Annotated in this window: 14 protein-coding genes; 6 read left to right on the forward strand and 8 right to left on the reverse strand. The window is 70.7% G+C overall.

The genetic code is table 11. The annotated features are described in order from the left end of the window. Positions 1-52: 52 nt before the first annotated feature. Entirely contained in the window at positions 53-2,770 is a 2,718-nt protein-coding gene (locus tag AB0B45_RS36000) for an AAA family ATPase (protein WP_358139982.1), read from the forward strand. On the opposite strand, the gene AB0B45_RS36005 is transcribed toward AB0B45_RS36000, so the two are convergent. Next, on the reverse strand, positions 2,732-3,115 hold the full coding sequence (locus tag AB0B45_RS36005; protein ID WP_358139985.1) for a DUF2255 family protein: 384 nt from the start codon (positions 3,113-3,115) through the stop codon (positions 2,732-2,734). The genes AB0B45_RS36000 and AB0B45_RS36005 overlap by 39 nt on opposite strands. Positions 3,116-3,261: 146 nt before the next feature. On the opposite strand from AB0B45_RS36005, the gene AB0B45_RS36010 reads away from it, so the two are divergent. Further along, entirely contained in the window at positions 3,262-4,461 is a 1,200-nt protein-coding gene (locus AB0B45_RS36010) for an MFS transporter (protein WP_358139988.1), read from the forward strand. A gap of 102 nt (positions 4,462-4,563) precedes the next feature. On the opposite strand, the gene AB0B45_RS36015 is transcribed toward AB0B45_RS36010, so the two are convergent. After that, a complete protein-coding gene (locus AB0B45_RS36015) occupies positions 4,564-5,004 on the reverse strand; it encodes a MarR family transcriptional regulator (protein ID WP_358139991.1) in 441 nt (146 codons plus the stop codon). Further along, complete coding sequence (locus AB0B45_RS36020) at positions 5,001-5,213, reverse strand: hypothetical protein (protein WP_358139994.1); 213 nt, start codon at positions 5,211-5,213, stop codon at positions 5,001-5,003. The genes AB0B45_RS36015 and AB0B45_RS36020 overlap by 4 nt, the downstream gene beginning before the upstream one ends. A 167-nt stretch (positions 5,214-5,380) precedes the next feature. On the opposite strand from AB0B45_RS36020, the gene AB0B45_RS36025 reads away from it, so the two are divergent. Then, positions 5,381-6,172 (forward strand): GNAT family N-acetyltransferase, encoded by a 792-nt coding sequence (locus AB0B45_RS36025; RefSeq protein WP_358139996.1) that lies wholly within the window; start codon positions 5,381-5,383, stop codon positions 6,170-6,172. Positions 6,173-6,299: 127 nt separating this feature from the next. Continuing rightward, a complete protein-coding gene (locus AB0B45_RS36030) occupies positions 6,300-6,923 on the forward strand; it encodes a maleylpyruvate isomerase family mycothiol-dependent enzyme (protein ID WP_358139999.1) in 624 nt (207 codons plus the stop codon). A 36-nt stretch (positions 6,924-6,959) separates the two neighbouring features. On the opposite strand, the gene AB0B45_RS36035 is transcribed toward AB0B45_RS36030, so the two are convergent. Together AB0B45_RS36035 and AB0B45_RS36040 are read right to left on the reverse strand one after the other, a co-directional pair. Next, positions 6,960-8,174: a cytochrome P450 gene (locus tag AB0B45_RS36035; protein ID WP_358140002.1), complete on the reverse strand. Its 1,215-nt coding sequence runs from the start codon at positions 8,172-8,174 to the stop codon at positions 6,960-6,962. Positions 8,175-8,314: 140 nt separating this feature from the next. Next, positions 8,315-8,716, reverse strand: coding sequence for a helix-turn-helix domain-containing protein (locus tag AB0B45_RS36040; RefSeq protein ID WP_358140005.1), 402 nt, complete (start codon positions 8,714-8,716; stop codon positions 8,315-8,317). 116 nt (positions 8,717-8,832) lie between these two features. Between AB0B45_RS36040 and AB0B45_RS36045 the strand changes: the two genes are divergently transcribed. Then, a complete protein-coding gene (locus tag AB0B45_RS36045) occupies positions 8,833-9,726 on the forward strand; it encodes an NADP-dependent oxidoreductase (protein ID WP_358140008.1) in 894 nt (297 codons plus the stop codon). Positions 9,727-9,736: 10 nt separating this feature from the next. On the opposite strand, the gene AB0B45_RS36050 is transcribed toward AB0B45_RS36045, so the two are convergent. From AB0B45_RS36050 to AB0B45_RS36060, 3 genes are all read right to left on the reverse strand, one after another. Beyond that, positions 9,737-10,585, reverse strand: coding sequence for an SDR family oxidoreductase (locus AB0B45_RS36050; RefSeq protein ID WP_358140011.1), 849 nt, complete (start codon positions 10,583-10,585; stop codon positions 9,737-9,739). A 32-nt stretch (positions 10,586-10,617) separates the two neighbouring features. Then, a complete protein-coding gene (locus tag AB0B45_RS36055) occupies positions 10,618-12,042 on the reverse strand; it encodes an MDR family MFS transporter (RefSeq protein WP_358140014.1) in 1,425 nt (474 codons plus the stop codon). Positions 12,043-12,480: 438 nt separating this feature from the next. Further along, on the reverse strand, positions 12,481-15,387 hold the full coding sequence (locus AB0B45_RS36060) for a YbhB/YbcL family Raf kinase inhibitor-like protein (protein WP_358140017.1): 2,907 nt from the start codon (positions 15,385-15,387) through the stop codon (positions 12,481-12,483). 317 nt (positions 15,388-15,704) lie between these two features. On the opposite strand from AB0B45_RS36060, the gene AB0B45_RS36065 reads away from it, so the two are divergent. Beyond that, a complete protein-coding gene (locus AB0B45_RS36065; protein WP_358140020.1) occupies positions 15,705-23,540 on the forward strand; it encodes a polymorphic toxin-type HINT domain-containing protein in 7,836 nt (2,611 codons plus the stop codon). Positions 23,541-23,543: the final 3 nt, after the last annotated feature.

Consider the following 23,543-nt stretch of genomic DNA (forward strand, 5'->3'; position numbering starts at 1 on the left):
TCACGCCGGACAGCCGCGGACGAAACCGGGCGGGATCGTGAAATCCTTGAATATGCGAACAGCGTCTCTCGTGGGCCGGCGGGACGAGATCCGGCGGCTCGACACCCTGCTCGACGAGGCCGCCCGCGGCAGGGGAGGGGCGCTGGTCCTGCGCGGCGAGCCCGGCATCGGCAAGAGCGCGTTGCTCAGGCACGTGCGGGAGGCCGCGTCCGGATTTCGTGTCATGCGCGCCTCCGGCGCCGAGTTCGAGATGGAGCTGCCGTTCGCCGCCCTTCACCAGCTGTGCGCGCCGGTGCTCGGCCATCTCACGGCGCTGCCCGCCGCGCACCGCACGGCCCTGGAGGTCGCCTTCGGCCTGGCCACGGGCACGCCCGACCCGTTCCTGGTCGGCATCGCCACGCTGGGGCTGCTGGTCGAGACGGTGCGCGAACGTCCGCTGCTGTGCGTGGTCGACGACGCGCAGTGGCTGGACGAGGCCTCGGCCAAGGCGCTGGCCTTCCTCGCCCGCAGGGTGTCGGCGGAGCGGGTGGCCGTGGTGTTCTCCTTGCGGGAGCCGAGCCGCCTCCCTGAACCCGGCCGGTCGCGCGAGCCGAGCCGGCTGCAGGAACTCGACCGGCTGCCGGGCCTGACCGTCGAAGGGCTGGGCGAGGCGGAGGCGCGGGCGCTGCTGGCAGCCGAGGTGCGCGCCCCGCTTGACGAGCGGGTCCGCGCTCGCATCCTGGCCGAGGCCCGCGGCAATCCCCTGGCGTTGCTGGAGCTGCCCCGGAGCGTGGGGCTGACCGGGCTGGCGGGCGGATTCGCCATGCCCGACGCGGCACCGGTGTCGAGCAGGATCGAGCAGAGCTTCCAGGCCCGCCTGGAGCGGCTGCCCGAGGGAGCGCGGCTGCTGCTGACCGTCGCGGCGGCCGAGCCGGTCGGTGACCCGGCCCTGCTGTGGCGGGCCGCCGAGCTGCTCGGGCTGGACGCCACGAGCGCGGCACCCGCGCAGGCCTCGGCTCTGATCGAGTTCGGCACCCGCATCCGCTTCTGCCACCCCCTCGCGCGATCGGCGGTGTACCGGTCCGCGGGCCTGGAGGAGCGCAGGAGGGCCCACCACGCGCTGGCCGCGTCCACCGATCCGGTGGCCGACCCGGACCGGCTGGCCTGGCACCGCGCCCAGGCGAGCGCGGGTCCGGACGAGGACGTCGCGGCCGAGCTCGAACGATCCGCGGCCCGCGCCCAGGCCCGCGGCGGGGTGGCGGCAGCGGCGGCCTTCCTCGAGCGGTCGGCGGCGCTCACCCTCACTCCGGACCTGCGTGTCGAACGCGTGCTCGCCGCGGCACAGGCCAAACTCGCGGTCGGCGCCTTCGACGTGGCGGCCGAGCTGCTCACCACCGCGGAGACCGGCCCCCTCGATCAGCCGCAACACGCCAGGATCGACCTGCTGCGCGGCCGGCTCAGCTTCGCCAGGCACCGGGGGAGCGGCGGAGCCCTGACCCATCTGCTGCGCGCGGCCGACCGGCTGGCGGGCTCCGATCCGGCGTGGTCACGCGCCTGCTATCTGGACGCGCTCGAGATGGGCGTCCTCATCGGCGGAACGGGCGCGATCGCGGACGCGGCCCGCGCCGCCCCTCCCGCTCCTCAGCCGCCCTCCAGCGCCGACGCGGTGCTGGACGGCCTGGTCCGCCTGTCCACCGAGGGCCACCAGGCCGCGGCCGCGGTCCTGCGGCCGATCATCGCCACCATCGACGACGACGTGTGGACCCGGCGGCCGTCGCTGGGATTCCTGCTTTCAGTGGAGATGTGGGATTTCGAGGCCCTCATCGGCATCGCCGATCGTGTGGTGGAAGCGGGCAGGGAGTCCGGCTCGTTCCACAGCCTGCCCATCGGCCTGGCCATGCTGGCCACCGCTTCCGCACACGCGGGCCACTTCGGTCAGGCCATGGAGATGATCTCGGAGGAGGAGGCGATCGCCGAGGCCACCGGCGCGGCGCCGCTGGTGTACCCACGGCTCCACCTGGCCGCCCTGCGTGGGCGCAGGCAGGAGGCAACCGAGCTGTTCGAGACCGTTCTCGCGGCGAGCCAGCGGATGAGCCTCAGCGTCCGGTGGGCGGCGGCCGTACTGAACAACGGCCTGGCCGACTACCCCGCCGCGCTGCACTCGGCGCGCCAGGCCGTCGCGCACGACGACCTGGGCCTGTCCGGGCTGGCGCTACCCGAGCTGGTCGAGGCGGCGGTCCGGTGCGGAGAGCGGGAACTGGCCGCGTCGGCGCTGAAGACCTTCACCGAGCGCACCCGCTCAGGCGGCGTGGACTGGGGGCTGGGCGTGGAGGCGTACGCCAGGGCGCTGGTCACCGAAGACGAGGCCGCCTACCGGGAGGCGATCGAGCGACTCGACGGCTGCCGCGCGGCCGTCTACCGCGCCAGGGCACACCTGCTCTACGGCGAATGGCTGCGGCGCCAGGGACGGCGGCGAGAAGCCCGCGAGCGGCTGCGCCACGCCCACGACCTGCTGTCCGACATCGGAGCCGAGGCGTTCGCCGGTCGCGCCGCGGGTGAGCTGCGCGCCACGGGCGAGCACGCCCGCAGCCGCTCCTCGCAGGCGAGCGAGCAGCTCACCGTGCAGGAGGTGCACATCGCCCGCCTGGTCGCCGACGGGACGACCTCCAAGGAGGTCGCCGCCAGGCTGTTCCTCAGCCCGCGTACGGTCGACGCCCACCTGCGCAACATCTTCAGGAAGCTCGGCCTCACCTCACGAAAGCAGCTCAGGGACCTGCCCGAGATCCGCTGAGGCGCGCAGGCGCATGGTGGTGCCGGCGGGTTCGCTCCCGGCCATCGTCTCGGCCGGGCCGGGCCAGCCGAGCGCGTACTTCACGCGGTAGCCGTCCGAGACCCGCTGGACGAGCGCGGGATCCTCCACCGGTTCCAGGCGAACCGAAAGGATCAGCCCGGCCGCCGCTATCTCGGTCACGGCGCCGGCGCGGACCCTGCGGTACCAGGAGCCGCGAGGTCCGAAGGCGGAGCGGACGTAGGCCTCGTCGTCGACCACGACGACCCAGATCGGCCTGGCCGACCAGGAGCCGTCGGCGTGCCGGACGCGCATCAGGATCTCGGCCAGGTCCGCGAAGGTGTTCACGGTGCCACGTTCTCTCGGACGGGCCGCCGATCGCGTCGGTGATATTCGCCTACCTCGACGCGTCGCCGTAGTAAATGAGTGGACTCCGGGCGAATGACTGATCAGCCTGTGGGTTGACGTTTTCGGTCCGTTCGAAAGGCAGCCGCGTGTCGTTGTGGCGCAACAAGAACTACTCCCTCTTTTTGGTGATCCAGGCGATGTCGGTCGCCGGCGACTCCTTCTCCATGATCGCCATCCCCTTGCTGGTGCTGCGCGAGACCGGCTCCATCGTGCAGATGGGCCTGATGACCGGCCTGTCCGGAGTGGCGTCGCTGGTGGCGGGCGCGTTCGCCGGGCTCGCCGCCGACCGTCTGGACCGGCGGCGGCTGCTGATCGCCTGTGACATCGCCAGGGCGGCCCTCTACGCGCTGGTTCCCCTGGTCTGGATCTTCGCGCCGCAGATCTGGCTGCTGTACGTGATCGTTCCGCTGGGCGCGGCCCTGGGGATGGTCTTCCAGGTCACCTACGTCACCGTGGTCCCGCGCCTGGTCGACAAGGACCAGATCACCCAGGCCAACGGCCGCCTGTACGCGGTCTACGCCGCCGCGAGCGTCGGCGGTCCCGCACTCGCCGGGCTGGCCTCTCAGCGTTTCGGTCCGACCGTCGCGCTCGGCATCGACGCGGCGAGTTTCGCGATCTCGGCGCTCGGTCTCTGTCTCGTACGGCTGCGCCCGGCCGAGGCGCCGGTCGCCGAGCGCGGCGGCTTCCTCGACGGCGCCCGATTCCTCTGGCGCCACCCGGTGCTGCGCTCGCTGACGATCCTGCTGACGTTCTTCATCTTCCTCACCGCGGGGCTGGACGACATCGTCATCTACTACCTCAAGCACGACCTCGGCCAGAACGACGACGCCGTCGGCGTCGTGCTCGCCTGCGCGGCGGTCGGGTCGCTCGCCGGGGCCGCGGTGGTGGCCAGGGTCAGGGGACGGCTCGGGTTCGGCCCGACGTGGATCGCAGGGGTCGCCGTCTCGGGTACGGCTGTCGCCTGCACGGGCCTGGCCCCCGAAGTGCCGGGCATCGCGGCGATCATGGCAGGCTTCCTGTTCGGTTCCGCCATCGGCGGGATCTGCTCGCAGTCGCTGCGCCAGGAGATCACCCCCGACCACCTGCTCGGCCGGGTCACCTCGGCCTTCTGGACGATCCACTTCGCGCTCGGCCCGATCGGCGCCGCCCTCCTCACACTGGGCGCCTCCCGTTACGGCGCACCGGAGATCGCGCTGGCCGTTGGCGTCGCCATCGTCGCGATCGCCCTGGCGGGAGCGCTGACCCCGGTCAGGCAGTCTCACCCCCAGCCGGTGACGTCGACGTGAGCCTGCCCTCCAACGTCGCTTTCGCTCATGCGGGAGAAGCCGTGCGACCGCCGACTCGCTGACGCCGGTGGTGCCGTCGAAGTCAATCAGCCGCGGCGGCCGCTACGGCTGACCGGTCTCGAGGTTGGCGATCATGCGGTCCAGGGTCCGCATGAAGGCGTCGATCTCCTCCTGGTCGATTCCGTGGAGCGCCCGCGCGTTCGCCGCCCTCGCGCCCTGTGTGAGAGCGTCCTGGATCCGGCGCGCCCGCTCGGTGAGCGTGTAGCGGGAGCGCCGCCGGTCCTCGGGATCGGTGGCGCGGACGATCAGCCCGTCACGCTGCATGCGGTGCAGTGTGTGGGCCATCGTGGACTGGTCGATCCTGACCCGGTCGCACAGCTCCTGCTGGGTGAGTCCGTCCTCCTCGTAGAGGGCCAGGAGCTGGGCGAACTGCCCCGGCGTCACGCCGGTGTCCGCGATGTTGACCCGCAGGCCGTTGGCGAGCAGCCTGGCCAGATGGTTGACCTGGTAACCGAGGGATGACTGGCGGGGCAGTGACGTCACACACGTTCCTTTGCGCGGATCAGGCGGCGGATGCGCGGCCACTGCCACATGGCCACCCCGGTGGCCACGAGGACGGGCACGATGAACCAGCGTATCGCCGTGTGCGCGGGGGAATCCGCCGGCGGCGCGAGGTAGATGTAGATCGCGATCGCCAGCCCGGTGGCGAGATGCACGGCGCGCTGAATCGTACGGATCTGTTTCGCCTTCATGGCGTCCTCCGATTTATATGGCTTGCCATGGATAATACATGGCAAGCCATATATTTCAACGGAACCCTCCGTCGGGCGGGCGGAGAGCGATGGGCCGGACCATGCCGGAAGGCTAGACTCGGCCTTGGACCGATCCTCGTCACCGGACGAGAGGGCAGGTGTGATGCGTGTCCGATGAGCATCTCACCCATGGCTGGGAGCCGGATCTCGATGCCGGCGACTCCCTGGTGCGCAGGTTCGTGCTGGCCAATGCTGACCGGAACGCCTTCGTCGCGGCCTGCGCGGGCGGGCGCGCCGAACGCTGGGAGGATCTCGCGGTCGCCGATCCCGCCTCCCAGGTCCTGTTCGACAATGCCGCGGTGCTGCTGCGGCCGCCGGCGTACATCGATCTGGCGGACACGCTGCGGCGGCTGCTGGCCTTCTACCCGCCCGAGCGCCACTTCGTGTTCCTGTCGGTCTGGCCGACGCCGGACCTCTCCGGGGAGGGCCTGGAGCTGATGGGCCATCCTCCGCTCATGCTGCGCCCGCCGGGTGGCACGCGGCCGGCCGTTCCCGAGACGCTCAGGATCGTCCCCGTCGCGGATCGGCTCGGTCTCGATGACTTCGTCGGCACCCTCGTCGAGGCGTACCCGATGCCGGAAGCGAAAGGCACGATATTCGGCGACGTACGGGTCCTGCGGGGGCCGGTCAAGCTGTTCGTGGGCTACGTCGGCGATCAGCCTGTCGCCACCTCCGGCGCCCGGCTCGGGCACGGCATCGTCGATGTGGAATGGGTGTCCACCTTGCCCGCTTATCGCGGCCGGGGCATCGGCACGGCCCTCACCTGGGCGGCCACCGCCGTCGAGCCGGATCAACCGGCCATGCTCATCGCGAGTGACGAGGGCCGGCCCGTCTACGAGGCGATGGGCTACCTCAGGCTGATGCGGCTGACGATGTGGCACCGGCCTCCGGTGGCCTGACGCGCAGCGGCGCCGACGAGCGGTCCGCCGGCGACCGCGACGATCTCACGAATTCCCGGCCGCGTCGTGTCGTTCCGGCCGTTCCCCGCTCGTCGTTGAGGCGAAGGACTTCCTGGAAGGGGAACCCATGAACGACATCAGAGCGGCCATCGCCGCTGAACGTCGCGATCTCGCCGCCGTGCTCGCCGGCCTGTCGCCCGAGCAGTGGGACGAGCCGACCTTGTGCGCCGGGTGGCGGGTGCGGGAGGTGGTGGCCCACCTGACGATGGCCTTCCGGTACTCGCTGCCGAAGGTCGGGCTCGGCATCCTCATGGCGCGCGGCGACTTCAACAAGGCGGCTGACAGGTTCGCCAGGCGGGACGCGGGCAAGATGACGCCCGAGCAGCTCACCACCTCGCTGAGCCGCAACGCGAACCACCCGTGGAAGCCGCCGGTCGGCGGCTACGAGGGCGCGCTGGCCCACGACCTGATCCACGGCCTCGACATCACCGTCCCTCTGGGCCTGGATCGGAAGGTCCCCGAGGATCGGCTGCGGCCCGTCCTGCCGGGCGAGCCCTCCGACAGGAGCGTCGCGTTCTTCGGCGTCGACCTCGACGGCGTCGAGTTCCGCGCCGACGACCTCGACTGGACCTTCGGCGCGGGCACGCCGGTCCACGGCTCGGCCCAGGACCTGCTGCTGGCGATCTGCGGCAGGAAACTGCCGCCCGGCAGGCTGCTCGGCGCGCCCGCGGCACGCTTCACCAGGACCTAGCGCGGGGACGACCGTCGGCCACGGAGGCGGCCTGCGTCACCCTTCCGAGGTGACGTGCATGGCGACCGGACGGTAGACCAGGCCGTCGGTCCAGGTCACCGACTCGGCCGAGGCGGCCAGGCGCAGGGCGGGCCGCTGGGTGACCAGGGCCCTGATCGCCTCGGTGAGCTCGACCCTGGCGAGGCTGGCGGCCAGGCAGCGATGCGGGCCGTACCCGAACGCCACATGCGGATGGGGCGGATGGTCGGTGAAGCGGTGGATGTCGAACCGGCCCGGCTCGGGAAAGGCCTGCGGGTCGTGGTTGGCCGCGTTCAGGTTCGGCATGACGACCGTGCCGGCGCTGAGCGAGCCGCTGGGGATGTCGGTGTCCTTCGTGATCCGGCGCATGAAGGCGCTGGCCGGCGGCCCGTCGAAGCGCAGGATCTCCTCCACGGCGACGGCCGTCAGGGTCGGGTCCGCGACCAGCTCGGCCCACTGCTCGGGGTGCAGGAGCAGCCGGAAGACGCCGCGGGCGATCATCGAGGCCGTGGTCTCGTGACCGGCCGTGATGAGAGAGAACACGGTGTTGACCAGCTCGCCCTCCGACAGGCTGTCGTCCTCGTCCCTGGCCTGGATCAGCAGGTCGATGAGGTCCGCGCCGGGCTCGGAGCGATGCTGGGCGACCAGCTCGGCGGCATAGGCCATGAACTCGGTGTAGCCCTCGTAGCGCGCCTGCTCCGTAGCCGTGGAGGTGGTCAGGAACATGTCCGTCCATCGGCAGAACTGCTCGTATCGGTCCAGCGGCACGCCGAGCATCTCGCAGATGACGTGCCCGGGAAGCTGCAGCGCGTATCCCTGGACCAGGTCGAAGTCGTCGCCCAGGCCGTCGAGGAGGTCACCGGCGATCTTCGCGATGCGGGGGCGCCAGGGTTCGATCTGGCGCGGGGTGAACGTGCCCTGCATGATCCGGCGGTAGCGGGTGTGCTCCGGTGGGTCCTGATTGATCAGCGCGTCGGGATCGTCGTCGATGCCGATGCCGCTGACCAGCCGCGGTAACCCCGGCAGGCGCAGATTGCGGCTGCACGTGGGCGAGGCCAGCAGGGCGCGGACGTCCTCGTACCTCACGGCCACCGGGACGCGGTCGCCGCTGGGCATGGCCGCCGGCTCCAGCGGGCCCGACTCGCGCCTGCGGGCGAACCCCGGCGGCGGCGTGCCCAGCGGCCCCGGCACCATGTCCGGCCACGATACGTTCGGCTCCAGCTCGGCGGCCATCGCAACCCCTTCCGGTCCGGACTGCCCGAAAGGCGGCCCACGCGGAACGTACGAAACGCCGTGCGGACGGTCAACCCGGCAAATCCAGGCCACGGAGCGGGGCTCACCGGTCGGAGGGGAGGGCCGGCGGTCCGCGTGCGCTAGCCTGCCTCGTCGTAGCGGTCGCGGGCCGCGTTGACCTGCTCGATGTGGTTCTCGGCCCAGTCCTTCACAGCGGAGAGCAGGCAGCTCAGGCTGCGTCCCAGGTCGGTGAGCGCGTAGTCCACGCGCACGGGCACGGACGCCGTCACCGCGCGGGCCACGATGCCGTCCCTTTCGAGGGAGCGCAGCGTCTGGGTGAGCATCTTCTGGCTCACGCCAGGGATCCGGCGGCCCAGGTCGCTGTAGCGCATCGGGCTCCGCTCATCCAGCGCGCTCACGATCAGGCTCACCCACTTGTCGCTGATCCGCGCGAGCAACTGGCTGGTCGGGCAGTCCTTGATGAACGCGTCGTAGGCGAGACGCTCTTCGTCTCGGCGCTCGGCGGCGGTCAGGGTCGCCATGGCTCACCTCCGGGTCGGGTACGCACTCTGAAGTACGTACTTCCCAAGAGAGAGTAACACTCCCTAGGTTCGTTGCCGTGCGGAGACACCGCCAACGAAAGGGAGCTCTGTTGACCATGCGTGCCGCGATTGTCAGAACCTTCGGCGGACCCGACGTCGTCGAGATCGCCGAGATCCCGCTGCCCGAGCCGGGCCGCGGCCAGGTGCGGATCAAGGTGGCGGCCGCCGCGCTCAATCCCGTGGACGCGGGCGTCCGTGTCGGCGTCTTCGGCGGGGACGGCACGCCGCTCGGCCTCGGCTGGGACGTGGCCGGGACCATTGACGCGGTCGGCGAGGGCGCGGCGGACCTGGCGGTGGGTGACGAGGTCGTCGGCCTCGCCTACGGCCACCGCAAGCCCTTGGGCACCCACGCCGAGTACGTCGTGATCGACGCGAGCGCCGTGGCCACCGCCCCGCGCTCCGCCGACGCCGTGCTCGCCGCGACGCTGCCGCTCAACGCCCTGGCCGCCGCCCAGGCTCTGGACCTGCTCGCGCTCGAGCCGGGAGACAGCGTGCTGATCACCGGTGCGGCGGGCGCGCTCGGCGGCTACGCCGTCCAGCTCGCCTACCACAGGGGCCTGAAGGTCGCCGCGCTGGCGAGCGAGGCCGACGAGGACCTCGTCCGCTCGCTCGGCGCCCAGGACTTCGTCGCCCGTACGGCGACGCCCGCACAGGTGGACGGCGTGCTGGACGCCGCGGTGATCGGAGCCCCCGCACTGGAGTTCGTGCGCGACGGAGGCGCATACGCGGGCGTGATCCCGGGCGCGGAGCCCGAGGGGGTACGGGGCATCCGCGCCGGCGCCATCGAGGTGAACCCGGACGGGACGCGGCTCGCCGAGCTGGTCGGGCTGGTCGACGAGGGACATCTGACACTGCGCGTGGCGCAGACCTACCCGCTGGACCAGGCCGGGGTGGCCCACGGACGGCTCGCCGAAGGCGGCCTGCGCGGCCGGCTGGTGCTGGTGCCGTAGCAGGCGGCACTCAATCGAAGAGGTGGCTGTTCTCGGAGACCCAGTCGTGCAGAGTCAGCGGCGCGCTGCCGGTGAGCTGCTCGACGGTGTCGAAGACGGTGAAGTCCCAGGCGGCCGACTGGCGCTTGAGTTCGAGCAGCGCCTCCAGACGGGGGCCGGACCAGCCGAGCCGGTCGAACTCGGCCTGGGCCTCCGCCCGGGTGCGTTCGACGAGCCTGATCGGCCGGCCGAGAACCTGGCCGATGGTGTCGGCCTGCTGGCGCGGTGAGAGGGCTTGGCCGCCGGTGAGGGTGTAGGCGCGGCCTTCGTGGCCGGGGGTGGTGAGCACGTGGGCGGCGACGGCGGCGATGTCCCGGGGGTGGATCATGGCGGAGACGGGGTCGCCTTCGGTGACGTACATGGTCTTTTCGGCGGCGATGGTCGGAGCGTAGCCGTACAGGTAGACCATGAAGGTGCCGGGGCGCAGGATCGTCCAGGACAGGCCGGAATCTTCGACGACCTGTTCGCCGAGCCGGTGGCCGGCGCTGATGGGGTCGGTGGCGTCGAAGGTGACGCCGCTGGTCGACAGCTTGACCAGGTGGGAGACGCCGGCCTGGGCGGCGGCGGCGGCCAGGGCGCGTTCCTGGACGGGGCCGTCGGAGCCGTAGCCGGGCGGGAGCACGAAGACCCGGTCGACGCCGTCCATCGCGCCGACGAGGCTGTCAGGCCGGTCGAAGTCGCCGGCGACGACCTCGACGCCGGCGGGGAAGCGCGCCTTGCCGGGCGAGCGGGTCATGGCCCGCACGGGGACGTTCTCCGCGGCGAGCAGGGCGACGAGTTCGGAGCCGACATTGCCGGTGGCACCGGTGATCAGAATCATGCTGTGTCCTTCGAGAAGTGAGAGAGGGGAGGTCAGGAGCGGGAGAGCGTGATGTCGTCGAGGAAGAGCGAGATGACGAGCCCGATGAGGGCGATCGGGATCACGGCGATGAAGACGAGCCGCAGCGCGTCGGCGTAGGCGGCGGGATCGGTCGAATCCTCAGCGAGCACCGGGATCCTGCTCGTCATCAGGGCGCCGAAGAACGACACGCCGAGCGCTGTGCCGATCTGCCGCGACATGGTGGCGGTGCCCTGGACGGCGCCGATGTCGTCACGGGCGGCGGTGTTGCGCGCGGCGAGGCTGAGCGCCTGGGAGTTGAGACCGCCGGCGACGCCGAACAGCAGCAGGCAGACGGTGGCCAGGGCGGGGCCGGTGCCGGCGGTGGCGAACAGGGCGGCGGTGACGGCGAAGAGGATCATGCTCACGGTGGGATACCAGCGGTAGGAGCCGGTGCGGGCGATCCGCCTGGTGGACAGGTAGGAGGTGACGACGACGCCGAGCATCATCGCGGTCAGCACGTAGCCGGACTGCTGGATACCGAGGGACAGTACGGCCTGCAGCCACAGCACCAGGTAGTTGACGATGCCGAGTCCGACGAACCCGGCGACGAAGCCGACGGCGACGACGATGGTGAAGGTCCGGTCGCCGAACAGGCGCGGCGGGACGACCGGGTCGGACGCGCGGCGCTCGGCAATGACGAACAGTGCCGGCAGAAGCACGCAGCCGACGGCGAGGCCGATGATGATCGGGGAGTTCCAGGCGTAGGCGGTGCCGGCCCAGGTGGTGAGCAGGTTCACCGCGACGATCGCGGCGGTGAGCAGGATGACGCCGGTGTGGTCGATGCGTGCCTTCTCGGGGCGGGCCGGTAGGCGCAGCCGCACGGCCAGGACGAGGACGACGATCACGCCGATGGGCAGGTTGACCAGGAAGACCCAGCGCCAGTCGGCCAGGTCGGTGAGCAGGCCGCCGAGGGTGGGGCCGGCCAGGGAGGCGGCGCCGAAGGTGAGGGAGAACCAGCCGTGGTAGCGGGCGCCCTCGCGGGGAGTGAACATCTCGCCGATGATGGCGAGTACCGAGATGAACAGGCCGCCGCTGCCGATGCCCTGGACGACGCGGAACGCGATCAGCTGGGTCATGGTCTGGGCGAGGCCGCAGGCGGCCGATCCGGCCAGGAAGACCAGGATGGAGATCAGCAAGACGCGCTTGCGGCCGAAGAGGTCACCGAGCTTGCCGTACACGGGGACGGCGGCGCTGCCGGCGATGAGATAGCCGGTGGTGACCCAGGCGAACCGGTCCAGCCCGCCGAGGTCGCCGATGATGCGGGGGAGCGCGGTGGCGACGATCTGGGAGTCGAGCAGGGACAGGAAGACCACCACCATCAAGGTGGCGACGGCGCCGGCGCTGCGGGGCTCAGCCCGTACGGCATCGACGGCGGGCGTGGAAGAGCGAGAGATCAAGGGAGGTCCTTGCGATCGGAGGAGCGGGCTCCCGGGGGAGCTCGCGAAACGAACGGACGAAGAAGAACGGCGCCACGTGGGCGACGGAGATGGGCTTGGTCAGGCACGCGCCTGACGTGAACCGGCCTGTTCGGCCCTCTCGACCCTGATCAACCCGGTATGCGGGCTTACCGATCACGGTCCTTCTGGTGTTCGTCTGTTCTCGAGGCTCCCGATGGATCGCAGGTACTCAGTCCGGGTGCCGGTTACTGATCGACCGGCTGGACGTGGGCGACAGTAACAGCACGTTCTGGAACGGCGCAACCGCGGTGCGGGGGAGTGCGGCGCGTCGGCGGCAAGGTCCTGGCCAGGCTAAAGGTGGGATGTCTCCCGGCGCGCGGAAGCCTGATCCGTCCGATGAATATCGGGGGCCGGGTGCCCGGCCCCCGATTCACGCGATCAGCCGGTGGAGGCGTTGGAGTTGCCCGCCAGCTTGGTGGAGGCCAGGTCGTGGGCCAGAATCGCGGTCTCGACCTGGGCGACCGTCGAACTCGAGCTCAGACCGGGCAGCGTCGCCGTGTCCACCGCGTAGAGCGTGAACTCGTACTTGTGCGTCGAGCCGCCTGGGCACGGCCCGAAGTACTGCAGCGACTTGTTGCCCGAGCTCATCGCCTTCTGCTTGGCAGGCGACTGGTTCGGCACGTTGAAGCCGAGCCCGAGTCCTTCGGGCAGCGACACCTTGGCGGCCGGGATGTCCCAGATGGCCCAGTGCTTGCCGCTGTTGGCCGTGTCGATGAAGGTGATGGCGTAGCTCTGCGCGCCGGAGGGCCCGTTGGACCAGGCCAGCGGCGGTGAGATGTCGTTGCCCGACACCCCGTCCTGCGCGCAGGTGTACTTCGCGGGGATGGTGCCGTTGTTGGCGAAGGCCGTGCTCGTGAGCCCGAAAGGCGGCCCCGCGAATTTCAGGCGGACGATGTCGTTGTCGATGGTGGACGGCGTGCCGCCGTTCTTGTCGTTGTTGGTGGAGGTCAGCCAGAGGCCGCCGTCAGGCGTCTTGACGACCGTGCGCAGGCGTCCCCACCGGCCGTTGAAGAAGGCGCGGGGCGTGTCGGTGGTGTTGCCGTTGATCTTCATGACCCACAGGCGGGCGCCGCGGACGGCCGCCATGTAGATCCAGTCGTTGACGATCTCGATGCCGCTCGGCGAGGCGGCGGCGACGTCCCACTGCTGGACGGGGTTGACGTAGCGGGTGTCGCTGCAGCGGCCCTCGCAGTTCGGCCAGCCGTAGTTCTTGCCCGCCTGGATGATGTTCAGCTCGTCCCAGGTGCCGTCGCCGAACTCCGACTCCCACAGCCTGCCCTGGGAGTCCCACGCCAGGCCCTGCGGGTTGCGGTGACCGAGGCTGTAGACGCGCGGGGCGTTCGGGAACGGGTTGCCGGGCGCGCCCGCCCCGGTCGGCGTCACGCGAAGGATCTTGCCGTTGAGCGAGTTGAGGTCCTGGGCCCTACTGGAGACCTGGCCGTCGCCGGTGGTGATGTAGAGCATGCCGTCGGGACCGAACGTGATCCGCCCGCCGTTGTGGAACTTGTTCTTCACGATGCCGGTGACCAGCGCCTCTCGCGGGCCGATGGCGTTGTTCTCGTACTTGAAGCGCACGACCCTGTTGTCGGAGGCGGCGGTGTGCATGGCGTAGACATAGTGGTCGGTGGCGAAGTTCGGCGACAGGGCGAGCCCCAGCAGGCCGCCCTCGCCCGTGGTGGTGACCGCCTCGGCGATCTTGCCGACCGTGGTCTTCTGGCCTGTCGCGGTGACGCGGACGATCTCGAAGCGGTCGCGCTCGGCGACCAGGGCACTGCCGTCGGGGAGGAAGGCCACGCCCCAGGGCAGGTCGAGCTTGGCGATGTCGCGGTCGTAGACGGGGTCGCCGCCGGAGGCCGTCGTGGTGGTCCTGACCTTCAGCTCGGGGCTCCTGGCCGAGGTGTTGCCGTTGGCGTCGAAGGCCTCGACCTGGAAGGAGTACTCCGTGTTGGGCGTCAGCCCGTCCGCGGTCGCGGTCAGGTCGGGGACCGTGGCGAACCTGGCGCCGTCGCGGTAGACGTTGTAGCCGGTGACCTCGACGTTGTCGGTGGAGGCTGTCCACGCCAGCGTGACGCTGGTGGCGCTGACGTTGGTCGAGCGCAGGCCGGACGGCACGCTCGGCGCCTCGTGGTCGTCGCTCGGCGGGGTGGTGATCGGCACGTTGTTGCTGCCCTGCGAGGCGTTGCCCGCGGCGTCGTAGGCCAGGACGCTCAGCACGTAGCCGGTGTTCGGCGTCAGACCGGTGATGGTGGCCGTCGTCTGGTTGCCGCCGACCGTCTTGAGCACGTTGCCGCCGTTGTAGATCACGTAGCTGGAGACGCCCACATTGTCGGTGGAGGCGTCCCACGCCAGGTCCACCGCGGTGGGCCGGACCTCGCCCACCACGCGCAGGTTGCCGGGCGGGGTCGGCGGCTCGGGGTCCGCCGGTACGGTGGTGCTGATCCGGTCCAGGTTCGGCCCGCCGTTCGCGGTGCTCGCGGTGGCGCGGATCTTGTTGGCGCCCGCGATGAGCGGGGCCGTGACCGACTTCTCCACCCAGGTGGTCCAGGCGCCGGTGCCGGGGAAGCCCACGTTGGTGGCCGCCGCCCCGTTGACCGTGATGTCCATCGGACGGTCGACGGTCGTGCCGTTGGCGAAGCGGAACTTCACCTCGTAGTTGCCCGCGGTGGCGGCGTTGACGGTGAACTCCACGTAGGAGCCCGCCACGTTGTCGTAGTTGACGAAGCCGGTGCCGGTGAACCCGGCGTGGTTGGACTCCACGACGCCCTGGGAGATCGTCGCGTTCTCGGCCTGCAGGTCGCTGCTGGGCGCTGCCACCTCGACGTCGACGAAGTCGAGGTTGGGGTTGCCGTTGGCCGTGGTGGAGGTGAGCCGGATCCTGTTGGCGCCCGCGGTGACCGGCGCCGTGAGGGTGGAGGTGACCCACGTGGTCCACGCGCCGGTGCCTTCGAAGGCCCGCCCGGTCGAGACCACGCTGCCGTTGACCGAGACATCGGATGGCCGGTTCACGGTGGTGCCGTTGGCGTAACGGATGCCGATCGTGGCCTGTCCAGCGGTGGCGGCGTTGACGGTGAACTCCACGTAGCTGCCCGCGACGTTGTCGCCGTTGACGAAGCCGGTGCCCGAGTAGCCGGCGTGGTTGGACTCCACCACGCCCTGGGAGATGGTCGCGTTCTCGGCCTCGTACCTGGTCGGAGCGGCTTGGGCGGGCGCCGCCACCACCATGCTCGCCAGTAACACGGCCGCGAGCGCGCCGGCTAGGGAGCGCGCCCGGGTGAGAGGTCGCATGGATCCTCCTCGGTGGGGGGTTAGTTAGGAATACTTCCTAACTTGCGATTGATGGGATCACTCGCCACGCGAGCTGTCAAGCGATCTGACTTGACAGGCGAGACGTCCCACCACTGCCCCGCCGGCGTCGTGGTGAGGAAGCAGGTCAGGGCCGGCCCACACGAGGTCACTCGCGAGCCGTCACGGATGATCCGACCATCAGGGCTCCCACCCACCGGGTCGCCTTCGCCCACCCGCCCCAGCAAGATCATTGACTTGCCTTGGAACGATCTTTATGGTGAGTCGAATCGATCACCGCTCGCCTCGGGGGATGCATCATGCGGTTCGTCTCTGGTTTAGTCGTCGTCGCGCTGATGGCCGGGCTGGCGCCGCCACCGCCTGCCGTACCCGCTCGATCTCCGAGCCCCGTCGCCGGCGCGACGGCCCTCGCTCCGCCCGGGACTCGGGCGGCCGAGCCGCAGCAGCCCGCGCAGGTGTCCAGCGTCGCTTACGCGCACGACGCCAACGGCCGGGTGACCGGGGTGTTCGCGGAGCCCGGCGACGGCTCGAAGATCACCCATGACGCGTCGGGCAACATCACCGAGATCCGCGGCCTTCCCGCCGGAACTCTCGCGCTCGCCCAGATCTCCCCGCCCAGCGCCGCCGCCGGCACCACGGTCACGATCTACGGCACGGCCTTCGGCACCGACAAGGGCGCCGTGTCCGTCTCGTTCGGCGGCGCCTCCGCCACTCCCAGCGCGGTCACCGACCACACGATCACCGTGGCGGTGCCCACGGGCGCCGCGGCAGGCGACGTCACCGTCACGGTCGGCGGCAAGTCCGCCTCCTGGAACGGCTTCAAGGTCATCGGGGCGCGCCCCAAGCCCGCGATCTCCTTGACGGGCATCAGGGTCGCCGACACGGGCACCGAGGTCGCCCTGACCGGCAGCGGCTTCGACACCGACAGGATCCGCAACGTCACCTCCCTCAACGGCGGCAAGGTCCAGGTGACCCAGGCCACCGCGAGCGGCATGACCATCAAGGCCCCGCCCGGGCCCGCCTTCGGCCACGTCAAGATCGTCAACCCGGCGGGAAGCGACGTCTCCGCGGGTGACATCGTGGTCCCGCCGGCTCCCTACCTGGCCGCCAACATCGGCGCAGGCGGTGCCGTACGGCTGGCGCCGAACACCCTGACCGCGGTACCGGTCGCCGCCGCGCAGCAGATCGCCATCGCGCTGTTCGAGGTGGACGCCGGCAAACGCACCGTCGTGTACCTGTCAGGCAAGACCGTTTCCGGCTGCCTGCCCACCCGCCTGTACGGCCCCGACGGCACGGCGCTGTTCAACCAGACCATGTGCGGCGCCACCCAGGAGTGGGACGTGCCCGCCGGCTCGCCCCAGGGCACCTACGCCGTGGTGATCGACCCCGAGGACGACCTGACAGGCAAGGTGGACGTCCTGACGTCACAGTCCGCCGACGCCACGGCCGAGGTCGGCGTGGACGGCCCCGAGGCGTCCCTCACCACGACCGTTCCTGGCCAGCAGGCCGTCTTCACCTTCTCCGGCACGGCGGGGCAGCGGGTCTTCACCAAGCTCGGCGTGCCGGCCGGGACCAAGGCCTGTGACATCCGCGTGAGCCTGCGCGGCCCCGACGGAACCGAGCTGGCCAAGGACACCTGCGTCTACGAGGCCGACGCCTTCTCCGACACGCTCGCCCTCCCCGCCGACGGCGTCTACCGCTGGATCGTCGACCCCGAGGGCGTCGTCGTCGGCACCTTCCGGGTGACGGCGATGAACGTGCCCGCCGATGTGGCGGTGTCCACCTCGCCGGACGCGGGTCCTGCCGCGGTGGCGATCGCCAAGCCGGGCCAGAACGGTTCGGTGAGCTTCTCCGGCACGGCGGGCCAGCGGGTCTTCACCAGGCTCACCGTTCCGGCCGGGGCGCCCGCCTGCGCGCTGGACGTGCGGCTCGTGCAGCCGGACGGCGCCGAGCTGGTCAAGGACACCTGCCTGTACAACGCCACGAAGTACCTCGACACGGTCACCCTGTCCGCCGACGGCACCTATACCTACAAGGTCAACCCCAAGGGCGCATGGACCGGCACCCCGAGCGTCGAGGTGCTGAACGTGCCCGCCGACGCGGCGGTGTCCACCTCCGTGGACGCGGCCGCGGTCGCGGTGGCGATCGCCAAGCCGGGCCAGAACGGCTCGGTGACCTTCTCCGGCACGGCGGGCCAGCGGGTCTTCACCAAGGTGGTCGTTCCCGCAGGGGCGCCCAGCTGCGGGCTGGCCGTGCGGTTGCTGCGGCCGGACGGCGCCGAGCTGGCCGAGAACACCTGCCTGTCCCAGGGGAACCAGTACCTGGACACGGTGGTCCTGCCCGCCGACGGCACCTACACCTACACAGTCAACCCCAAGGACGCCTGGACCGGCTCCCCGACGCTGGCGGTGACCGGCGTCCCCGCCGACGCGGCGGTGTCCACCTCCGTGGACGCGGCCGCGGTCGCGGTGGCGATCGCCAAGCCGGGCCAGAACGGCTCGGTGACCTTCTCCGGCACGGCGGGCCAGCGGGTCTTCACCAAGGTGACCATTCCCGCAGGGGCGCCCGCCTGCGCGCTGGACGTGCGGCTCGTGCAGCCGAGCGGCGCCGAACTGGTCAAGGACACCTGCCTCTACAACGCCGCCGAGTACTTCGACACCGTCACCCTGCCCGCCGACGGCACCTACACCTACAAGATCAACCCCAAGGACGCCTGGACCGGCTCCCCGACGCTGGCGGTGACCGGCGTCCCCGCCGACGCGGCGGTGACCACCTCGCCGGACGCGGCCCCTGTCGCGGTGGCGATCGCCAAGCCGGGCCAGAACGGCTCGGTCACCTTCACCGGCGCGACGGGCAAGCGGGTCTTCACCAAACTGCAGATCTCACCCGTGCCCCCGTCGTGCGGCATCGCCGTACGGCTGCTGAAGCCGGACGGCACGGAGCTGGCCAAGAACGCGTGCATCTCCAAGGCCGCCGAGTATCTCGACACCGTGGCGCTGCCGGCCGACGGCGCCTACACGCTCGCCATCGACCCGAAGGACGCCTATTCGGGCACGGTGACGGTCACCGTCGTCGACGTCCCCGCCGACGCGCAGAAGAGCGCCACCGTCGGCGGCCCCGACGTCGCGGTCACCACCACCAAGGCCGGGCAGAACGCGGCGGTCACCTTCCCCGTCACCGCCGGGCAGAGCGTCAAGATCACCATGGTCGACGAGACGTACGCGGCGAGCTGCGTCAGCACCGAACTGCTGCCGCCCACGGGCGCGCGGCTGTGGACCTCCTGCATGAGCAAGGGCACCAACCGCACGACCACGCTGACGGCCGCCGGCACGTACACCTTCAGGATCAATCCCGCTGACGCCGAGACAGGGACGGCCACCGTCCGCATCGCGTCCGGCACGGCCGTGGCCGCCCGCGCGGACGAACAGCGCACGGACGAACAGCGCACGGACGAACAGCGCACGGAGAAGCGGAGCACGGAGGAGCGGCACGCGGAGGAGGAGCCCGGCCGGACCGGGATCGCGAGGCGGCCGGAGCCGGAGACGCCCCCCGCGCAGACCGTGTCGCTGCCCGGCCACGTGCGCAGGGGCAAGCCGCTGGCCTCGTTCGCTCCCGGCAAGCGCGCGCAGGCCGAGCTCACCGGGGTGGTGAAGACCACCGCCGGCCTGCCTCTCCCCGACGTCACCCTGAGCGCCGACGGCCGGAAGGCCCGTACCGACGCCAAGGGCGCCTTCCGGCTCACCGACCTGCCGCAAGGGATGCGCACCCTGCGCATCGACGGCCGCACCGCCTCGACGGGCAAGCTGTCCTACGGTGTGTTCGACGTGCGGGTGCCGCTCAAGGCGGGCGACAACGAACTCTTCTACACGCCATACCTGCCCGCCCTGGACACCGACTACGAGATCGAGATCCCCTCGCCGACCACCAGCGAGGTCGTCGTCTCCAATCCCGCCGTGCCCGGCCTGGAGGTGCGCATCCCGCCGGGCGTCACGATCGAGGACGCCGACGGCAAGCCCGTTCGGCGCATCGGCATCACCTCGATCCCGGTGGACCGCACGCCCATCCCCATGCCCGACGGGGTCCGCGTGCCCGTCTACTACACCGTCCAGCCCGCAGGCGGCCGCCTGGTCGGCGGGACCGCCCAGATCACCTATCCGAACTACCTGAAGCTCCCCGCCGGGCAGCGGGTCAACTTCTGGCACTACGACAAGCACGGCGAAGGCTGGGAGATCTTCGGGGCGGGCAAGGTCGACCCGCCCGCCAGGCAGGTCGTCCCCGACACCGGGACCAGGATCTCCGACTTCGACGGCGCCATGATCAACGTACCGGGCAACGAGGAACCGGCGTGGAAGTGGCTGCTGAAGTTCCTCAACTCCGCCGGTGACCCCGTCGAGCTGAGCACCGGCCTGTTCAGCCTCAGCCAGACCGACCTCACGGTGGACGACGTGCTGCCGCTGGCCGTCACCCGCGGCTACAACCCGGGCGACGTGCGCAAACGCTCCATGGGCATCGGATCGAACGACCAGTACAACATGTACCTGTCGTCGAGGAAGCAGTACCAGGAGGCCGACCTCAACTTCCCCGACGGCTCCCAGGTCCACTACGTGCGGACCTCACCCGGCACCGGATTCTGCGACGCCGTCTTCGAGGCCCGTCACACCTCGCCGGAGTTCTCCGGATCCCGCTTCTCCTACGTGGGCGCCTGCAACAAGGGCGGTTGGCACCTCAAGTTGCGCAACGGCCTGATCTACGTCTTCGGCGACGAGGCGCCGCTGCAGGAGATCCGCGACCCGCAGGGCAACACCGTCAAGATCTTCCGCAAGTACAAGAACTCCTTCGGCAGCTATCTCGGTCCCGTCACCGAGGTCCGCTCCCCGAACGGGTTCTGGCTCAGCTACACGCACGACACGGCGGACCGGGTCACCAAGGTCGAGGACAACGCGGGCCGCGCGGTCACCTACACCTACGACGGCGACCGGCTCAAGACCGTGACAGGACCGAGCGGCCGTACCACCACCTACGGCTACGACGCCGCGGGCCGGATGAACACCATCACCGACGCACGCGGCCGCACCTACCTGACCAACGTCTACGACACGGCGGGCAGGGTCGCCACCCAGACGATCCTCGGCCAGGGCAGCTACACCTTCGCCTACACGCTCTCGGCCGACGCGTCACGCGTCGTCGCCGCCCAGGTCACCGAGCCCGACGGCGCCGTCCGCAAGACCACCTACGACGATCTGGGCTACCTGTCCACCGACACCCAGGCGACCGGGACCGGCCGGGAGCACACCATCAGGATCTCCCGCGATCCGGCCACCGACCTGCCCAACCGGATCGAGGACGGGCTCGGGCGCACCACCACGATCGCCTACGACGCGTCGGGCAACCCCGAGGAGCTCAAGGGCGCCGCGGGGTCGGCCACCGTCACCGGCCGCGCCACCTACCGGGGCACCCCGTACGGCAGGCCGGACACGCTGACCGATCCCACGGGAGCCGTCACCCGGCTCGGCTACGACCAGCGCGGCAACCTCGAGAAACTGACCGACGCGCAGGGCCGTACCTGGAAGACGACCTACAACGGCCAAGGCCGCCCGCTCACCCAGACCACCCCGCGAGGGCGGGTCACCACCTACGGCTACGCCGACGGCGCCCTGTCCACCGTGACCGACCCGGCCGGGCGCGAGACCCGTTTCGTGCGCGACGCCGCCAACCGGGTGATCGAGATCATCGCGCCGGACGGCACCTCGACCAAGCGCGTCTACGACGAGTCCGACGTGCTGCGGTCGGTCACCGACGCGGCGGGCGACGAGCTGGCCTTCGACTACGACGAGAACGGCAACGTCACCTCGGTCAAGGACGGCAGAGGAAAGATCACCGCCTACCGTTACGACGACGCCGACCGGCTCGTCGAGCGGACCGACCCCCTGGGGGCCAAGGACACCTTCGCCTACGACGCGCTGAACCGGCTGTCGACCGTCACCGACCGGCGCGGCAAGGTCACCGAGTACCGCTACGACGAGCTCGGCCGGACGACCTTCACCGGCTTCGGCAAGAACGGCGAGAACTTCGAGTCGACGCTGAGCGCCCAGTACGACGCCAGGGGCCGCGTCCGCGAGCTGACCGACTCCACCCCCGGCGCCGGCAAGATCACCTACGACTACGACGATCTCGACCACCTCGTCACCGAGACCAGCTCGGCGGGCGCCGTCGGCTACACCTACGACGCCGCGGGGCGGCTCAAGTCCATGACCGCCTCCGGTCAGGCGGCGGTCGCCTACGACTACTTCCCCAACGGCCTGCTCAAGTCGGTGACCCGGGGAGCGGTGAGCGTCCTCTACGGCTACGACGACGACGGGAGAATGACCTCGAAGGCGCTGCCCGGCGGCGTGGCGGCCACCTACGGCTACGACGACTCGGGCCTGCTGACCTCGATCGGCTACAAGCGCGACACCACCGGACTGGGCGAGGTGGCCTACGACCACGACCTGCTCGGCCGCAGGGTCCGTACGCACGGCACGCTCGTCCGCGCCCAGCTGCCCACGGCGGCCACCGGCCTGACCTACGACGACGCCAACCGGCTGACCGGCAACGGCGGCAGAACCCTCGGCTACGACCCCGCTGGCAACCTGACCTCCGACAACGGGTTCACCTACACCTGGAACGCCCGCGGCGAGCTGGTCTCGGTGTCGGACGGGAACGCCACCACGACGCTCGGCTACGACCCGGCAGGCCGCAGGGTCGGCAGCACCACGGGCACGGACGTCACCAGGTTCCGCTTCGACGGCGACGCCCTCATCGGCCAGACCGGGCCAGGCGGAGCCGACGTCTCCTTCCTCAACGGCTTCGGCCAGGACGAGACCCTCGCCCGCGTCGGCGCCGACGGCCAGGTTCGCGGCCTGCTGCCCGACGCCCTCGGCTCGACCATGGCCCTGACCGACGGCTCCGGCCAGATCACCACCACCTACGGCTACGACCTGTTCGGCACCACCACCTCATCGCAGGCCGACGACCCGAACCTCATCCGCTGGACCGGCCGCGTCTCAGGCGCGCCGATCCCCGGTGGGCTGCAGGACAACAGGTCCCGGATGTATTCCCCGTCGTTGCGCCGCTTCATCTCCGAGGACACGATCGGCTTCGGCGGCGGCTACAACCTCTACGAGTACGCGCTGGGCGACCCTGTCGACCACACCGACCCCGACGGCACCATCCCGCCGCAGCTGGCCGCGGCGGGCGGAGCCTGCGTCACCAACGGGATCATCAACACCGTCGCCGGAGCGCTGCTGGGACGCAAGCACTCCTTCGGCGACTACGCCAGAGGCTTCGGCAAGGGCTGCTTCGAAGGGGCCCTCGGCGCGATCACCTTCGGCGGAACCAGGTTCGCCCGCTTCGGCAAGTACGGCGACGAGGTCGTGGAGACCGCGGGCAAGACCTGCAGGATCACCAGCAGCTTCGTGCCCGGCACCAAGGTCAGGATGGCGGACGGCAGCGCCAAGCCCATCGAGGAGGTCGCCGTCGGCGACCGGGTCCTGGCGACCGACGCCGCCACGGGGCGGACAGGCTCCCAGCCGGTCGTGGCCACCATGACAAGTCAGGGCGCCAAGGATCTGGTCAAGGTGGGCGTCGAGGGCGGCGGAGTGATCGTCGCCACCGACAACCACCCGTTCTGGGTGCCCGCGCTGAAGACCTGGCTCAGCGCCGGCGAGCTGCGCAAGGGCATGTGGCTGCGCACCTCGGCGGGCACGTTCGCGCAGGTCTCCGCCGTCGAGACCGAACACCGCGCGAACCAGCGGGTCCACAACCTCAGCGTGGAAGGTCCGCACACCTATCACGTGGTCCAGGGCGAAGCCGATGTCCTGGTCCACAACAGCCCCCGACCCAAGTACCCCTGCGGCTGGATGTCGCCGACGGAATGGGCCAACTCGGTCAAGCGCGAGATCCGCGACAAGTACCGCGGCGACACCGGCTACGAGAGCGGACGGCATGGCGAAGGCTTCAAGGCCGCGGCCCGAGAGCTGGAGCGCTTCATCAAGGATCACCCGGGTATGCTGCCTGAGATCGAGAAGGAGCTGCGCGCCACCGCCAAGCGCTGGATGGCCAACGGCAGGTCCACCGGCCACTCCGGAGGATGGTGAGCG

Origin of the sequence: Nonomuraea sp. NPDC049152, from assembly GCF_040648355.1 — a bacterium.
GTDB lineage: Bacteria > Actinomycetota > Actinomycetes > Streptosporangiales > Streptosporangiaceae > Nonomuraea.

Bases quoted from the DNA above. Each gene is read 5' to 3' on its own strand.
- AB0B45_RS36000 (WP_358139982.1), top strand. From the start codon at position 53: ATGCGAACAGCGTCTCTCGTGGGCCGGCGGGACGAGATCCGGCGGCTC.
- AB0B45_RS36020 (WP_358139994.1), bottom strand. From the start codon at position 5,213: ATGAAGGCGAAACAGATCCGTACGATTCAGCGCGCCGTGCATCTCGCC.
- AB0B45_RS36030 (WP_358139999.1), top strand. From the start codon at position 6,300: ATGAACGACATCAGAGCGGCCATCGCCGCTGAACGTCGCGATCTCGCC.
- AB0B45_RS36035 (WP_358140002.1), bottom strand. From the start codon at position 8,174: ATGGCCGCCGAGCTGGAGCCGAACGTATCGTGGCCGGACATGGTGCCG.
- AB0B45_RS36040 (WP_358140005.1), bottom strand. From the start codon at position 8,716: ATGGCGACCCTGACCGCCGCCGAGCGCCGAGACGAAGAGCGTCTCGCC.
- AB0B45_RS36045 (WP_358140008.1), top strand. From the start codon at position 8,833: ATGCGTGCCGCGATTGTCAGAACCTTCGGCGGACCCGACGTCGTCGAG.
- AB0B45_RS36050 (WP_358140011.1), bottom strand. From the start codon at position 10,585: ATGATTCTGATCACCGGTGCCACCGGCAATGTCGGCTCCGAACTCGTC.
- AB0B45_RS36060 (WP_358140017.1), bottom strand. From the start codon at position 15,387: ATGCGACCTCTCACCCGGGCGCGCTCCCTAGCCGGCGCGCTCGCGGCC.
- AB0B45_RS36065 (WP_358140020.1), top strand. From the start codon at position 15,705: ATGCGGTTCGTCTCTGGTTTAGTCGTCGTCGCGCTGATGGCCGGGCTG.